The 15,258-nt window shown below is 65.6% G+C and carries 15 protein-coding genes; all 15 read left to right on the top strand.

The genetic code is table 11. The features are described 5' to 3' along the window. Nucleotides 1-248: 248 nt before the first annotated feature. Nucleotides 249-854: a ribosome maturation protein RimP gene (gene rimP, locus ABIC16_RS18350; protein ID WP_354292162.1), complete on the top strand. Its 606-nt coding sequence runs from the start codon at nt 249-251 to the stop codon at nt 852-854. Next, complete coding sequence (nusA, locus tag ABIC16_RS18355) at nt 855-2,504, top strand: transcription termination factor NusA (RefSeq protein ID WP_354292163.1); 1,650 nt, start codon at nt 855-857, stop codon at nt 2,502-2,504. It abuts the gene before it with no gap. Further along, the gene (locus tag ABIC16_RS18360) at nt 2,504-2,734 is read left to right on the top strand and encodes a tautomerase family protein (protein WP_277971389.1); all 231 of its coding nucleotides are present in this window, start codon (nt 2,504-2,506) and stop codon (nt 2,732-2,734) included. The genes nusA and ABIC16_RS18360 overlap by 1 nt, the downstream gene beginning before the upstream one ends. 144 nt (nt 2,735-2,878) lie before the next feature. Beyond that, a complete protein-coding gene (locus tag ABIC16_RS18365; RefSeq protein ID WP_354292164.1) occupies nt 2,879-3,616 on the top strand; it encodes a DUF448 domain-containing protein in 738 nt (245 codons plus the stop codon). A 32-nt stretch (nt 3,617-3,648) separates the two neighbouring features. Then, nucleotides 3,649-3,954 carry a translation initiation factor IF-2 associated domain-containing protein gene (locus tag ABIC16_RS21195; RefSeq protein ID WP_502958362.1) on the top strand — a complete coding sequence of 102 codons (306 nt, stop codon included), beginning with the start codon at nt 3,649-3,651 and terminating at the stop codon, nt 3,952-3,954. A 7-nt stretch (nt 3,955-3,961) separates the two neighbouring features. Continuing rightward, complete coding sequence (infB, locus tag ABIC16_RS18370) at nt 3,962-6,496, top strand: translation initiation factor IF-2 (RefSeq protein ID WP_502958331.1); 2,535 nt, start codon at nt 3,962-3,964, stop codon at nt 6,494-6,496. Nucleotides 6,497-6,638: 142 nt separating this feature from the next. Beyond that, nucleotides 6,639-7,040, top strand: coding sequence for a 30S ribosome-binding factor RbfA (gene rbfA / locus ABIC16_RS18375; RefSeq protein ID WP_354292165.1), 402 nt, complete (start codon nt 6,639-6,641; stop codon nt 7,038-7,040). Nucleotides 7,041-7,071: 31 nt separating this feature from the next. Beyond that, nucleotides 7,072-7,335, top strand: a complete 264-nt coding sequence (locus ABIC16_RS18380) for an AbrB/MazE/SpoVT family DNA-binding domain-containing protein (RefSeq protein WP_354292166.1) — start codon at nt 7,072-7,074, stop codon at nt 7,333-7,335. Beyond that, a complete protein-coding gene (locus tag ABIC16_RS18385; RefSeq protein ID WP_354292167.1) occupies nt 7,332-7,724 on the top strand; it encodes a type II toxin-antitoxin system VapC family toxin in 393 nt (130 codons plus the stop codon). Before ABIC16_RS18380 ends, ABIC16_RS18385 begins: the two co-directional genes overlap by 4 nt. Further along, nucleotides 7,724-8,302, top strand: a complete 579-nt coding sequence (locus ABIC16_RS18390; RefSeq protein WP_354292168.1) for a thymidine kinase — start codon at nt 7,724-7,726, stop codon at nt 8,300-8,302. Before ABIC16_RS18385 ends, ABIC16_RS18390 begins: the two co-directional genes overlap by 1 nt. Nucleotides 8,303-8,317: 15 nt before the next feature. Further along, nucleotides 8,318-9,022 (top strand): site-2 protease family protein, encoded by a 705-nt coding sequence (locus tag ABIC16_RS18395; protein ID WP_354292169.1) that lies wholly within the window; start codon nt 8,318-8,320, stop codon nt 9,020-9,022. Then, complete coding sequence (gene truB / locus ABIC16_RS18400; RefSeq protein ID WP_354292170.1) at nt 9,019-10,047, top strand: tRNA pseudouridine(55) synthase TruB; 1,029 nt, start codon at nt 9,019-9,021, stop codon at nt 10,045-10,047. The genes ABIC16_RS18395 and truB overlap by 4 nt, the downstream gene beginning before the upstream one ends. A gap of 21 nt (nt 10,048-10,068) precedes the next feature. Further along, nucleotides 10,069-10,338, top strand: a complete 270-nt coding sequence (rpsO, locus tag ABIC16_RS18405) for a 30S ribosomal protein S15 (protein WP_010160983.1) — start codon at nt 10,069-10,071, stop codon at nt 10,336-10,338. 248 nt (nt 10,339-10,586) lie between these two features. Further along, nucleotides 10,587-12,995, top strand: coding sequence for a polyribonucleotide nucleotidyltransferase (gene pnp, locus ABIC16_RS18410; RefSeq protein WP_354292171.1), 2,409 nt, complete (start codon nt 10,587-10,589; stop codon nt 12,993-12,995). A gap of 135 nt (nt 12,996-13,130) precedes the next feature. Continuing rightward, nucleotides 13,131-15,233, top strand: coding sequence for a hybrid sensor histidine kinase/response regulator (locus ABIC16_RS18415; RefSeq protein ID WP_354292172.1), 2,103 nt, complete (start codon nt 13,131-13,133; stop codon nt 15,231-15,233). Nucleotides 15,234-15,258: the final 25 nt, after the last annotated feature.

The raw sequence follows: 15,258 nt of genomic DNA on the forward strand, positions 1-15,258 counted from the left end.
ACTATACGACACATACCGTCATTTCCCGGGGATGTTCCCGAACGCGGCCGTGTTTGGCGACCGGCATACCGATCCGGACCGCAAACGCCAACGCCATCCGGCTGTACAAACCGGTCCGCTACAGCCGCTTGCCAGCCCGCCGCAGACCGACTATATCGCCCTCACTCTCTACATCGTCGGATGAAGAGGCTGGAGCCCCCCGGTTCCGGCGCCGAAGACCTTTGCCTGATCCTGAGGACCGACCGAGCTTGACCGAAACGCCAGACCCCACCGCTGCAACCCTGAACGCACTGGTTGCGCCCGAAGCCGAAGCGCTCGGGTTCGATCTGGTGCGCGTCAAGCTGTTCGGCGGCAAGGGCGACCTGACGCTGCAGGTGATGGCGGAACGCCCCGACACGCGGCAGCTGACGATCGACGATTGCGCCGAATTGTCGCGCCGCATCTCGGACAAGCTCGACGCGCTCGAGGAAGCAGGCAAGGACCCGATCAACGAGGAATACCGCCTCGAAGTCTCGTCGCCAGGGATCGACCGCCCGCTGACGCGACTCAAGGATTTCGCCGACTGGGCGGGGCATGAGGCGCGAATCGTGCTGCTCGCCCCGCTCGAGGGCCGCAAGGTGCTGACCGGCACGCTCAAGGGCGTGACCGACGACCGCATCGCGATCTACCTGCCCAAGCACGGCGAGCTCGACGTGCCGTTCGCGCAGGTCAACACCGCCAAGCTGCAACTCACCGACGCGCTGATCGCGGCGACTCGGCCGCTGTCGATGGACGGTGCCGACGAAGAAGAAATCGAACACGACGACGACGATGCCGCGCCCGAGGGTGCCGAACGCGAAGAAGGACTGAACTGAATGGCCACCGCAGGAACATCCGGCGTTACCGCCAACCGCGCCGAGCTGATCGCGATTGCGAACGCGGTCGCCACCGAGAAGATGATCGACAAGGGCATCGTCATCGAGGCGATGGAAGACGCGATCCAGCGCGCCGCCCGCGCGCGCTACGGCGCCGAGAATGACATCCGCGCGAAGCTCGACCCCAACACCGGCGATCTCCGCTTGTGGCGCGTCGTCGAAGTGGTCGAGGCGGTCGATGACTATTTCAAGCAGGTCAATCTGAAGGAAGCCGAGAAGCTCCAGAAGGGCGCGGTCGTCGGCGACTATATCGTCGATCCGCTGCCCCCGATCGAGTTCGGCCGCATCGCTGCGCAGGCCGCCAAGCAGGTCATCTTCCAGAAGGTCCGCGACGCCGAGCGCGAGCGCCAGTATGAAGAATTCAAGGACCGCATGGGCGAGATCATCACCGGCGTCGTCAAGCGCGTCGAGTTCGGCCATGTCGTCGTCGACCTCGGCCGCGCCGAGGGCGTGATCCGTCGCGACCAGCAGATCCCGCGCGAAGTCGTCCGCGTCAACGATCGCATCCGCTCGCTGATCCTCAACGTCCGCCGCGAGAACCGCGGGCCGCAGATTTTCCTCAGCCGTGCGCACCCCGACTTCATGAAGAAGCTGTTCGCGCAGGAAGTGCCCGAGATTTACGACGGCATCATCGAGATCAAGGCCGCCGCGCGCGACCCGGGTTCGCGCGCCAAGATCGGCGTCATCTCGCATGATTCGTCGATCGATCCGGTCGGTGCGTGCGTCGGCATGAAGGGCAGCCGCGTCCAGGCGGTCGTCCAGGAAATGCAGGGCGAGAAGATCGACATCATCCCCTGGTCGCCCGACACCGCGACCTTCGTCGTCAACGCGCTCCAGCCGGCTTCGGTCAGCCGCGTTGTGATCGACGAGGAAGAGGATCGCATCGAGGTGGTCGTCCCCGACGATCAGCTCAGCCTCGCGATCGGTCGTCGTGGCCAGAACGTGCGGCTTGCGTCGCAGCTGACCGCCAAGGCGATCGACATCCTCACCGAGGCCGACGCCTCCGAGAAGCGTCAGAAGGAATTTGTCGAGCGCTCGGCATTGTTCGAGAAGGAACTCGACGTCGACGAGACGCTCGCGCAGTTGCTGGTCGCCGAAGGCTTCGGCAGCCTCGAGGAAGTCGCGTATGTCGGCGTCGACGAAATCGCGTCGATCGAAGGCTTTGACGACGATCTCGCGGCCGAGCTGCAGAGCCGCGCGACCGAGGCGCTCGATCGCCGCGAGCAGACCAACCGCGACGAGCGGCGTGGGCTGGGTGTCGACGATGCGCTCGCCGCACTGCCGCACCTCAACGAGGCGATGCTGGTCACGCTCGGCAAGGCCGGGATCAAGACGCTCGACGACCTCGCCGATCTGGCGACCGACGAGCTGATCCAGAAGAAGCGCCAGGAACCGCGCCGCCGCGCCGAGGATGCGCCCAAGCGCGTCGAGGACAAGGGTGGCGTGCTTGGTGAGTACGGCCTGAGCGAAGCGCAGGGCAATGAGATCATCATGGCCGCGCGCGCGCACTGGTTCGAGGATGAGCCGACCGCGGAAGCCGACGCCGAGGAAGCGCCTGCTGCCGACGCTTCGGAGGAAAAGGACGCCTGATGCCGTTTGTCAGCATCCGCATCTCGGGCACCGCGACCAAGGACCAGAAGTCCGGGATCGTCGCGGATGTCACCCAGTCGCTGGTCGAGCGGCTGGGCAAGAACCCGGCTGCGGTGCAGATCGTGATCGAGGAAGTGTCGACCGAAAATTACGGCGCAGGCGGGATTCTGATCGCCGACCGGGACAAGCCCAAGTTGCAGGAGGACGCACATGCGGAATCCTCGCAATGACGCGCTAGCGATCCAAGCAGCACCGGGCGCAACCTTAGCCCCTCCCCTTCAGGGGAGGGGTTGGGGTGGGGCTGTACCATGTGCTGGTCTCTGCGAGGCCCGCCCCACCCCCAACCCCTCCCCTGAAGGGGAGGGGCTTAAGATATGACCGACGAAACCGGCGCAATCCGCCGCTGCATCCTCCTCGGCGAGCGCGCCCCGCGCGAAACGCTCGTCCGCCTCGCGCTGTCCCCCGACGGCGCGGTCCACCCCGACGTGCGCGCCAAGGCCCCCGGCCGTGGCGCGTGGATCGGCGTCGCCCGCGCCGAGCTCGACACCGCGATTACCAAGGGCAAGCTCAAGGCAGCCCTCGCCCGCGCGTTCAAGACCGGCCCGATCGCGATCCCGGACGACCTGTCCGGCAAGATCGCCACCGCGCTCGAACGCGCCGTGCTCGACCGCCTCGGACTCGAGGCGCGCACTGGCAACCTGTTGACCGGCGCAGAAAAGATCGAGACCGCGGCGCGCAGCGGCAAGCTTCACTTGCTGCTCCACGCCTGCGATGCGGGCGCGGACGGCAACCGCAAGCTCGATCAGGCCTGGCGCATCGGCAACGATGAAGAAGGAAGTGATTTGAGGGGGTTGGTTCTGCCGGTCCCCCGCACCATATTGGCCGTGGCACTAGGCCGCCAGAATGTGGTACATATAGGCCTGACTGATCCCGATGCCGCCGGACGCGTACGCGATTCGCTACACCGCTGGCTGCATTTTATCGGCCCTGACCCAACTCCCGCGCCTTGCGAAACGGCCTCGCAGGGCGCATCGGCGTCCCACCACGACGCCGGTCCGCTGGCCGATCTGGCCCCAGTGCCGACAGACGACGTACACGAGGAATTTGAGTGAGCGATACCGAGAACGAAAAGCCGAAGCTGGGCATGCGCGCGCCTTTGGGCTTGAAGCGTACGGTCGAGACCGGCCAGGTCAAGCAGAGCTTCAGCCATGGACGGTCGAACACCGTCGTGGTCGAGGTGAAGCGCCGCCGCGTGCTCGGCCCCGGGCGGCACCCCGGTCGACGCACCCGTCGTCGAGGAAGCACCTGCTGCGGCCCCCGCGCCTGCGCCGGCGCCTGCCGCACGTGCGCCCGAACCGCGCCGCGCGCCCCCGCCTACGCCGGTAAACCCGGCCAACTCGCTGCTGTCGCGTCAGGAACTCCAGACCAAGCTGCTGCGCGAGGCCGATGAGGCGCGCATGCAGGCGCAGGAAGAGAATCGTCGTCGCGACGAGCGTCTCCGCGCCGAAGCGCTCGAGGAAGAGCGTCGCCGCGCCGAGGAACGCGCCAAGGCGCCTGCCCCGGCACCGACGCCCGCTCCCGAGCCCGTCGCAGAGCAGGCCCCGCCCGCGCCGACCCCGGCGCCGGTCGAAGCCGCTGCGCCTGAAGCGCCCGCTCCCGTAGCGGCACCCGCTGCTCCGGCAGCACCCGCAACGCCCGTCGCGGCAACCCCCGCTCCGGCAGCCCAGGCTCCCGCACCGGCGGCACCCGCTGCTCCAGCGGCGGCGGCGCCAGCCCCGGCAGCCGCCGCGCCTGCTCCGGTTGCAAAGCCGCCGGTAGCCGCAAAGCCAGCGCCTGCGCCCGCCCCGGCGCTGCGCCCACTGTCGCTCGAGCGCGATCCGTCGATGCCCGCGCCGCGTCTGTTCACCCCGGTTCCGCGTCCGGAGCGGCCCAAGCCGCCCGCACCGGCACCAGCCCCCGAGCCGACGCCCGCAGCAACCAGCGCGACGCCGACCCCCGCGGGAACGGTCAAGCGCCCGGGTTCGCCTTCGGCGGCTCCGACCAGCGAAGCACCGTCGCGTCCCGGCGCCGGTCCGCGTGACCGCAAGGGTGACGAGCGTCGCGGCGGCAAGCTGACCGTCAACCGCGCGCTCAACGATGGCGACGGCGCGCGTGCTCGCTCGCTCGCCGCGCTAAAGCGTGCCCGCGAAAAGGAAAACCGCCGGATGGGCGGCCCGCGCGAAGCGCAGGCCAAGCAGATCCGCGACGTCGTGGTGCCGGAAGCGATCACCGTGCAGGAACTCGCCAACCGCATGGCGGAAAAGGGCGCGGACCTGGTCAAGGCCTTGTTCAAGATGGGTATGCCCGTCACGATCAACGCAACGATCGACCAGGATACCGCCGAGCTGCTGGTGACCGAATTCGGCCACAACCTGACGCGTGTCAGCGATTCGGACATCGATCTGACCAACGACACGCATGAGGATCACGACGAGAACGCAGTCGAGCGTCCGCCGGTCGTGACGATCATGGGCCATGTCGATCACGGCAAGACCTCGCTGCTCGATGCGCTGCGCGGGACCGATGTCGTGCGCGGTGAGGCCGGTGGCATCACCCAGCATATCGGTGCCTATCAGGTCACGCTGAAGGACAAGTCGAAGATCACCTTCCTCGACACGCCGGGCCACGAAGCGTTCACCGAAATGCGCCAGCGCGGTGCCAACGTGACCGACATCGTCGTGCTCGTTGTCGCAGCGGACGACAGCATCAAGCCGCAGACCGTCGAGGCGATCAACCATACGCGCGCCGCTGGCGTGCCGATGATCGTCGCGATCAACAAGGTCGACAAGCACGACGCCAATCCGCAGAAGGTGCGCGAGCAGCTGCTGCAATATGAGGTCGTGGTCGAGGAACTGTCGGGTGACGTCCAGGACGTCGAGGTCTCGGCGCTCAAGAAGACCGGTCTCGACGAGCTGATCGAGAAGATCCAGCTCCAGGCCGAACTGCTCGAGCTCAAGGCCAACCCGGACCGTTCGGCCGAGGGCACCGTGATCGAGGCGAAGCTCGACAAGGGCCGCGGCCCGGTCGCGACGATCCTCGTCAACCGCGGCACGCTCAAGGTCGGCGACATCTTCGTCGTCGGCGCCGAGAGCGGCAAGGTCCGCGCGATGACCAACGACAAGGGTCAGCAGATCAAGGTCGCAGGGCCGTCGATGCCGGTCGAGGTGCTTGGCCTGTCGGGTGTTCCGCGTGCGGGTGATCCGTTGTCGGTGGTCGAGAGCGAAGCGCGTGCGCGCGAAGTCGCCGAATATCGCAAGGGCGTCATTACGGACAAGCGCACCGGGGGTGGCCCGGCCAGCCTCGAATCGATGTTCTCGGCGCTCAAGGAAAAGCAGGCGATCGAGTATCCGCTGGTGGTCAAGGCCGACACGCAAGGGTCGGTCGAGGCGATCGTGGGTGCGATCAACAAGATATCGACCGATCTCATCAAGGCGCGCGTCCTGCATTCGGGCGTCGGTGGCATCACCGAGAGCGACGTGACGCTGGCGGGTGCATCGGGCGCACCGATCATCGGCTTCAACGTCCGTCCGAACGCCAAGGCACGCGAGATCGCGGAACGGCAGAAGGTCGCGTTCAAATATTATGACGTGATCTACGACCTGACCGACGAGATCCGCGCCGGCATGGCGGGCGAGCTTGGACCCGAGGCATTCGAAACGGTCGTCGGCCGCGCCGAAATCCGCGACGTCTTCTCGGCTGGCAAGCACGGCAAGGCGGCTGGTCTGCTCGTTACCGAAGGCAATATCCGCAAGGCGCTCAAGGCGCGTATCACGCGGGCGGATGTCATCATCTACCAGGGCGAGATCGCCTCGCTGCGCCGCTTCAAGGACGACGTTGCCGAAGTCCGCGCGGGTCTGGAGTGCGGCGTGACCTTCACGTCGAACTTCGTCGACATCAAGCCGGGCGACTTCCTCGAAACGTTCGAAGTCGAATTGCGCGAACGCACGCTGTAAGTACGTCTCCCTCTCCCCGCTTGCGGGGAGAGGGCAGACGAGCGAAGCGAAGTCGGGAGAGGGGCAGTCACGCGGACGTTGGTCTGCTGAACTGCCCCTCTCCCCTGCCCTCTCCCCAGGGGGGAGAGGGAGTGAGAAGAAAATGCGCCCCACCGATACACCCGAATCCCGCAACGTCCGCCTTCTCCGCGTCGGCGAGCAGATGCGCCACACGCTGAGCGAGATCCTCGCGCGCGGCGACGTGCATGACGAGACGCTGGCCAAACACACCGTCACGATCACCGAAGTCCGCATGTCCCCCGACCTGCGCCACGCGACAGTGTTCATGAAGTCGCTGCTCGGCAAGGACGAGGAAGCGGTGCTGAAAGCGCTGCGCACCAACACCGCTTACCTCCAGCGCGAGGTCGCATCGCAGGTGCGGATGAAATATGCCGCCAAGCTCAAGTTCCTGGCCGACGACAGCTTCGACGAGGGCAGCCACATCGACAAGTTGCTGCGCAAGCCCGAAGTGGCGCGCGACTTGGGCGAAACCGCCGAAGATTGACCCTCACACCGGTAAGACGTATCTTACTGGCATGACGGCACAGACTCGCATCTCCGAAAAGGGCCAGGTCGTCGTCCCCAAGGCGACCCGCGATCGGCTGGGCTGGCAACCCGGAACCGATCTTGACGTGATCGAGACTGGCGATGGCGTCATGCTGCGCCGCCGTGTCATGGCCAACACCCTGACGGTAAATGCTGGTGTGGCGCGCTTACGGACGCTCTATCGGCACGAAGGTGCGCCTGTCCCTCTGGAACGACTGAACTGGTCAGCGGCTGTCGACGATGCCGATCCGTGAAAGCGCTGGACACCAATGTTCTCGCACGGCTGATTCTCGCTGATGACGACACGCAATATGCATCGGCGGTCGCGTTGATCGGCGAACCCGTTTGGGTCCCTACTACGGTGTGGGTCGAACTGGGTTGGGTCTTGAGCAAGCGGTTGCGACTGGATCGCACGGTCGTCAGCGACGCGCTTTCTACGATCCTGATGATCGAGACCGTTCACACCGCCGACCGCGACGGGGTCCGCTGGGCAATCGAACGCTACCGTGCCGGGGCCGATTGGGCAGACATGATCCATCTGATCACCGCGCGCGGGGTGGCGGAAACCTTCGCGACGTTCGATCGCGGCATCGTCGCGCAGGCCGGCCTCGACGCGCCGATCAAAATCGAGACGCTTTCCTGATGGCCAAGCTCTATTTCTACTACGCCTCGATGAACGCGGGCAAATCGACCAACCTGCTGCAGGCCGATTTCAACTATCGCGAGCGGGGCATGCGCACCGTCCTCCTCACCGCGGCGATCGACGACCGCTTTGCACCGGGCACGATCACCTCGCGGATCGGGCTCGCCGCCGACGCGATCGCGTTCGAACGCGACACCGATCTGGTCGCCACGGTGGTGCGCGACGGCGAGGCACCCCCCGCCTGCGTGCTCGTCGACGAGGCGCAGTTCCTGACCGCCGCGCAAGTCGATCAGCTCGCCGCGCTCGCTGATGACCACGGCATTCCGGTGCTCGCCTACGGCCTGCGCACCGATTTTCTCGGCGCGTTGTTCGAGGGATCGGCGCGGCTGCTCGCAATTGCGGATTCGCTGATCGAGATCAAATCGGTCTGCGCCTGCGGACGCAAGGCGACGATGAACCTGCGGATGGACGCGAGCGGTCGCGCGATCGCCGAGGGCGCGCAGACCGAGATCGGCGGGAACGACCTGTACATCGCGCTATGTCGTCGCCATTTCCGGGAAGCGCTTGCCGCCTCCTGACCCGAACGGACCCGAATGACCGACCCCAATTTGCCCTACACCATCGCGGTGTGGCTCATCCCCCTCGTGATCGCGATCGTCTTCCACGAAGTCGCGCACGGCTATGTCGCGCGGATCTTCGGCGATCCGACGGCGGACCGGCTCGGGCGGCTGACGCTCAACCCGATCCGTCATGTCGATCCGATCGGCACGGTCGTGCTGCCGATGATCCTCGCGATCGCGCACGCGCCGATCTTTGGCTGGGCAAAACCGGTGCCGGTCGATGCGATGCGGTTGCGCAACCCGCGCCGCGACATGATGCTGGTCGCATTGGCGGGTCCGGCGACCAATTTCGTGCTGGCGACGTTCGCGGCACTTTCGCTGGGTGCGTTCGTCGGGTTGCACGGCGGCATCCCGGCGCAGGGCGCCCCGCATACCGTTGCGGGGTTCGTGTTCGACAGCCTCTACAGCTTCGTGCTGGTCAACGTGTTCCTCGGCGTGTTCAACCTGATCCCGCTGCCGCCATTCGATGGCGGGCATGTCGTGCAGGGGCTGCTCCCGCGCGCGGCGGCGATCCAATATTCAAAGCTCGCGCGCTTCGGGTTCCCGCTGTTGCTGGTCCTGTTGTTCGTGCTGCCGATGATCAGCCCGCAGGCGGATATCGTCCGCCGCGTGATCGGCCCGATCGCGACCGCGGTCGCGGACTTCTTCCTGGGCTTTGCGCAACTGGGCGGCCTGTGAGCGGCATCAATGGCTGGCTGATCCTCGACAAGCCGCTCGGACTCGGGTCGACCGATGGCGTCACCGCGGTCAAGCGCGCCCTGCGCGCGGCGGGCTATGATGCGAGCAAGCGCGGGATCAAGGTCGGCCACGGCGGCACGCTCGATCCGCTCGCGACCGGCGTGCTGCCGATCGCGCTTGGCGAGGCGACCAAGCTCGCCGGGCGGATGCTCGACAGCGACAAGATCTACGACTTCACGATCGGGTTCGGCGCGCAGACCGATACGCTCGACCTCGAAGGCAAGGTCATCGCCACCTCCGACGTGCGCCCGACCCGCGCCGCAGTCGAGGCGGTGCTGACGCAATTCACCGGGCCGATCGAGCAGGTGCCGCCGATCTATTCCGCGCTCAAGGTCGATGGCGAACGCGCCTATGATCGCGCCCGCGCCGGCGAGGAGGTCGTTCTCGCCAGCCGCAAAGTGACGATCCACGCCCTTCATTCCTCCCCGGCACGGGGAGGGGGACCATTCGCTACTTCAGCGAATGGTGGAGGGGTAGCCCAGCGCGCTGCGGCCAGCGATCACCCCTCCACCACCAGCCTGAAGGAGGCTGGCGGTCCCCCTCCCCCGCCGGGGGAGGAATTGGGCGAGATCACCCTCACCGCGCATGTCTCCAAGGGCACCTACATCCGCTCGCTCGCGCGCGACATCGCGATCGCGCTCGGCACGGTCGGGCATGTCACCATGCTCCGCCGTACCAAGGCCGGGCCGTTCGACCTGTCGCACGCGATATCGCTGGACAAACTGGCCGAATTCGGCCAAGCGCGCACCCTTGAACACAATCTCCTGCCGTTGAGGGCGGGGCTGGACGACATCCCGGCTCTATCCCTCACCCCCGATCAGGCAGGGCTGCTCCGACAGGGGCGGGTGTTGGTCGGGATCGCCGCAGACGATGGCCCCTACTTTGCAACATTGGACGACAGTCCGGTTGCTCTGGTGGAGGTTCAGGACCGCCAGGTCCGCGTCGTTCGCGGCTTCAACCTGTGACGATGTCGAAGGAAGATTGAAATGACGATCACTGCAGAGCGCAAGGACGCGCTCGTCAAGGAACATGGCCGCGTCGAAGGCGACACCGGCAGCCCCGAAGTCCAGGTCGCGATCCTCACCGAGCGCATTCGCAACCTGACCGAGCACTTCAAGGGCCACAAGAAGGACAACCATTCGCGTCGCGGTCTGCTGATGATGGTCAACAAGCGGCGTTCGCTGCTCGACTATCTCCGTCACAAGGACGGTCAGCGGTATCTCGACCTGATCGCGAAGCTCGGTCTTCGCAAGTAACACCGGGGGGCGGCCGAAAGGTCGCCCCTTTTGGCATTCAGGCCCGACATCGGGCATAACAAGTTCGGGCGCAGCGGCCCTTTACGCGACGTTGCGCACCTGGACCCCGGCCTAAAGCCGGGGAAGTGCAGAGGGAACGGCAATTCGGCCCTTCCGTCGGGAGCGATCAAGCGCTCCAGACCGCGCGGACCGGTTAGTCCGCACAGTGGCCCCGTCGGCATCCGGCCGGCGGTGTTGAAGGAAAAAGCATGTTCGATACCAAGACCGTAACCACCCAATGGGGTGGCAAGACGCTGACGCTGGAAACCGGCCGCGTCGCGCGCCAGGCTGATGGCGCCGTGATGGCAACGCTCGGCGAGACCGTGGTGCTCTGCGCCGTGACCGCCGCCAAGTCGGTGAAGGAAGGCCAGGACTTCTTCCCGCTGACCGTTCACTATCAGGAAAAATATTCGGCTGCCGGCCGTATCCCCGGTGGCTTCTTCAAGCGTGAGCGCGGTGCGACCGAAAAGGAAACGCTGACCAGCCGCCTGATCGACCGTCCGATCCGCCCGTTGTTCCCGGAAGGGTTCTACAACGAGATCAACGTGATCTGCCAGGTTCTCAGCTATGACGGCGAGAACGAGCCGGACATGCTGGCGATGGTTGCAGCATCGGCTGCGCTGACCATCTCGGGCGTCCCCTTCATGGGCCCGATCGGCGCAGCCCGCGTCGGCTACATCGATGGCGAGTATATCCTCAACCCGACCGTCGAGCAGATCAAGGCGGGCGAGCTCGATCTCGTCGTCGCCGCGACCGGCGATGCCGTGATGATGGTCGAATCCGAAGCCAAGGAGCTTTCGGAAGAGGTCATGCTCGGCGCGGTCCAGTTCGCGCACAAGGCGTGCCGCGAAGTCTGCAACCTCGTCATCGATCTGGCCGAGCAGGCTGCCAAGGATCCGTGGGAAATGCCGGCGCAGAGCGATCTGACCGCCGCCAAGGACAAGCTGCGCAAGCTCGTCGGTGCCGACATTGCCGCCGCCTATAAGGTGACCGACAAGTCGAAGCGTTCGACGATGCTGTACGAAGTCCGCGCCAAGGCACGCGAGGCGTTCGCCGATGCAGCCCCGCAGGACCAGATGGCAGCGGGCAAGCTCGTCAAGAAGCTCGAGGGCGAGATCGTCCGTGGCGCGATCCTCAAGGATGGCACGCGCATCGACGGCCGCACCACCACGCAGATCCGTCCGATCGAAGCGATGGTGCACTTCCTGCCGCGCGCACACGGTTCGGCGCTGTTCACCCGCGGTGAGACGCAGGCGATCTGCACGACCACGCTCGGCACCAAGGACGCAGAGCAGATGATCGACGGGCTGACCGGCCTGAGTTACGAGAACTTCATGCTCCACTATAACTTCCCGCCCTATTCGGTCGGTGAAGTCGGCCGCTTCGGTGCGCCGGGCCGTCGTGAAGTCGGCCATGGCAAGCTCGCCTGGCGCGCGCTGCATCCGGTGCTGCCGTCGAAGGACGAGTTCCCGTACACGATCCGCGTCCTGTCGGACATCACCGAGAGCAACGGCTCCTCGTCGATGGCGACGGTCTGCGGCGGTTCGCTGTCGATGATGGACGCGGGCGTTCCGCTCAAGCGTCCTGTTTCGGGCATCGCGATGGGCCTGATCCTCGAGGGCAAGGACTTTGCGGTTCTCTCGGACATCCTGGGCGACGAGGATCACCTCGGCGACATGGACTTCAAGGTCGCAGGGACCGAGGCCGGCATCACCACGATGCAGATGGACATCAAGATCGCCGGCATCACCGACGAGATCATGCGTGTCGCGCTGGCGCAGGCCAAGGAAGGCCGTGCGCATATCCTGGGTGAGATGAACAAGGCGCTCGATTCGACGCGTACCGAGCTGTCGGCGCACGCGCCGCGGATCGAGACGCTGCAGATCGACAAGTCGAAGATCCGGGAAGTGATCGGCACCGGCGGCAAGGTGATCCGCGAGATCGTCGCGCAGACCGGCGCCAAGGTCGACATCGACGACGAGGGCCTGATCAAGATCAGCTCGTCCGACACCGCGCAGATCGACGCCGCGATCAAGTGGATCAAGGGCATCGTCGAGGAAGCCGAAGTCGGCAAGGTCTATGACGGCAAGGTCGTCAACCTGGTGGACTTCGGGGCGTTCGTGAACTTCATGGGTGGCAAGGACGGTCTCGTCCACGTGTCCGAAATCAAGAACGAGCGCGTCGAGAAGGTCTCGGACGTCCTGAGCGAAGGCCAGGAAGTCAAGGTCAAGGTCCTCGAGATCGATCCGCGCGGCAAGGTTCGCCTGTCGATGCGCGTCGTCGACCAGGAAACCGGTGCCGAGATCGAAGACACCCGCCCTGCCCGCGAAGAGCGTCCGCGCGGTGAAGGTCGTGGTGAAGGTCGCGGCCCGCGTCGTGATGGCGACGGTGGTCGTCCGCCGCGCAGCGAAGGCGGCGGTGGCCGTGGTGACGGTGGTCGCGGTGAGGGTCGTGGCCCGCGTCGTGACGGCGACGGTGGTCGCGGTCCGCGCCGTGACGGCGGTTCGGGCGGCGGTGCCGGTGGCGCAGAGCGTGCCCCGCGCAGCGAGAAGCAGAGCGACGACGACGGCCCCGCGCCCGAGTTCGCGCCGGCTTTCCTGACCGGTGATCGCGACTAACATCCTTCACGCGAAAGCGTGTGGTAGGATCAGGGCCCGGAGCAATCCGGGCCCTTTTTCATGAGGTCCGGCGCCGTGCAATAAACGAGTCTTTTTTTCCAAGCGATCCGTCGCTTGGACCTGTAAGAGCGTATCATGATCTCTACCGATGTTCGTGACCCGGCCGCGCTTGCGCCGGATCTCCGGTTCCTTGCCGGCGGCGGCGAGGCCACCCGCCTCATCCTGGCACGCGACTGGTCCGATCATCCGCTGGGTGAGCCTGCGGGCTGGTCCGACATGTTCAAATCGCAGATCAGCACGATCCTCAATTCCCCCGAATCGATGATCCTCGTCTGGGGCGCGAACACGTTGAGCTTCTTCTTCAACGAAACCTACATTCCGCTACTCGGACCGCGCGTCGCGTGGGCGATGGGCTCGCCCTTCGCCGAGGTCTGGGCGGATGCCTGGGAGCAGGCCAAGCCGATCATCGACGAAGCGTTCGCGGGGCGTAGCCAGCGGTTCAACGACCTGCCGTGGAAACTGGATACCGATCGCGGCCCCGCCGACACGTGGTTCTCTTTCTCCTATTCGCGGATCCTCGACGGAAAGGGCGATATCGCAGGATTGTTCATCCTCACCAACGAGACGACCGATCGCGTGCTGAGCGACGCCGCGCTGCTCCGCGCGCAAGCCGATTTGCTCGATCTCAACGCGACGCTCGAGCAGCAGGTCGCCGACCGCACGACCGACCGCAACCGGCTGTGGCAATTGTCGTCGGATGTCATGTTGGTCGCGGATTTCGACGGGACGATCAAGGCGGTCAATCCGGCGTGGAAGCGCGTCCTCGGCTGGTCCGAGCACGAGCTGGTCGGGCAGCCCTTCTTTGCGTTCATCCATCCCGACGACCTGGAGAGCACGGTCGCGGCGGCCAAAGGCATCAGCGAAGGAGAGGTCGTAGCGCGCTTCGCCAACCGCTACCGCCACAAGGATTCGAGCTATCGCGATCTCGAATGGAATGCGGGGCCGGGAGACGGCAAGATCATCGCGGTCGGGCGCGATGCGACCGAGGTCAAGGTCCAGGCCCGCGCGCTCGAATTGGCCGAAGGACAGTTGCGCCAGGCGCAGAAGATGGAAGCGGTCGGCCAGCTTACCGGCGGCATCGCGCATGATTTCAACAATCTGCTGACCGGGGTGATGGGCAATCTGGAATTGCTCGAACTGCGCATCGGGCAAGGTCGGTTCGATGACGCCGACCGCTTCATCGCCGCCGCGCAGCAGGCCGGGCGTCGGGCGGCGTCGTTGACGCAGCGTCTGCTGGCGTTCTCGCGCCGTCAGACGCTCGATCCGCGCCCTACCAACATCGACTGCCTGATCGCAGGTATGGAGGAGCTGCTGCGCCGTACCGTAGGGCCTTCCACCGCGATCCGTATCGTTGGTGTTCCCGACTTGTGGACGACGATGATCGACCCCACGCAGTTCGAGAATGCGTTGCTCAATCTGTGCATCAACGCCCGCGACGCGATGCCGGACGGTGGCAAACTGACGATCGAGACGAGCAACGTCCTGCTCGACGAACCCTCCGCGCTCGAACGCGATCTGCCGCCCGGTGGCTATGTCACGGTCTGCGTCACCGACACTGGTACGGGAATGTCCGCAGAGACGATCGAACATGCGTTCGAACCGTTCTTCACCACCAAGCCGATCGGGCAAGGCACCGGGCTGGGCCTGTCGATGATCTACGGATTCGCACGCCAGTCCGGCGGACAGGTGCGAATCCTGTCCGAGCTTGGCCAGGGGTCGACGATCTGCGTCTATCTGCCCGAGCACGCCGGCGCGGCGGCGCCGCAAGAGATCATTTCGGCCAACGCGGCAGTGGCGACCGTTAGTGGCGGGACGATCCTGCTGATCGATGACGAAGCCAGCATTCGGCATTTGATCGACGAGATCCTAGACGAGCTGGGCTATACGGTGATCGGCGCGGCGGACGGTGCCGCCGGGATCAAGGTGCTGCAGTCGGGCGCGAAAATCGATCTGCTGATCACCGACGTCGGCCTGCCCAACGGCATGAACGGACGCCAGGTCGCGGACATCGCCCGACTGTTGCGCCCCGACCTGAAGGTGCTGTTCGTGACCGGATATGCGGAACCTGCGGCGCTGGGCGACAAGCATCTCGAACCGGGGATGGAATTGTTGACCAAGCCGTTCTCGCTGCACCAGCTCATCACCAAGGTCGCGGACATGATGCCTGCGCTTCCCTGACCGTTATGCGGACCGCCGCACGGCT

It is taken from the genome of Sphingomonas sp. PvP055, assembly GCF_040546365.1.
Taxonomy (GTDB): Bacteria; Pseudomonadota; Alphaproteobacteria; order Sphingomonadales; family Sphingomonadaceae; genus Sphingomonas; species Sphingomonas echinoides_A.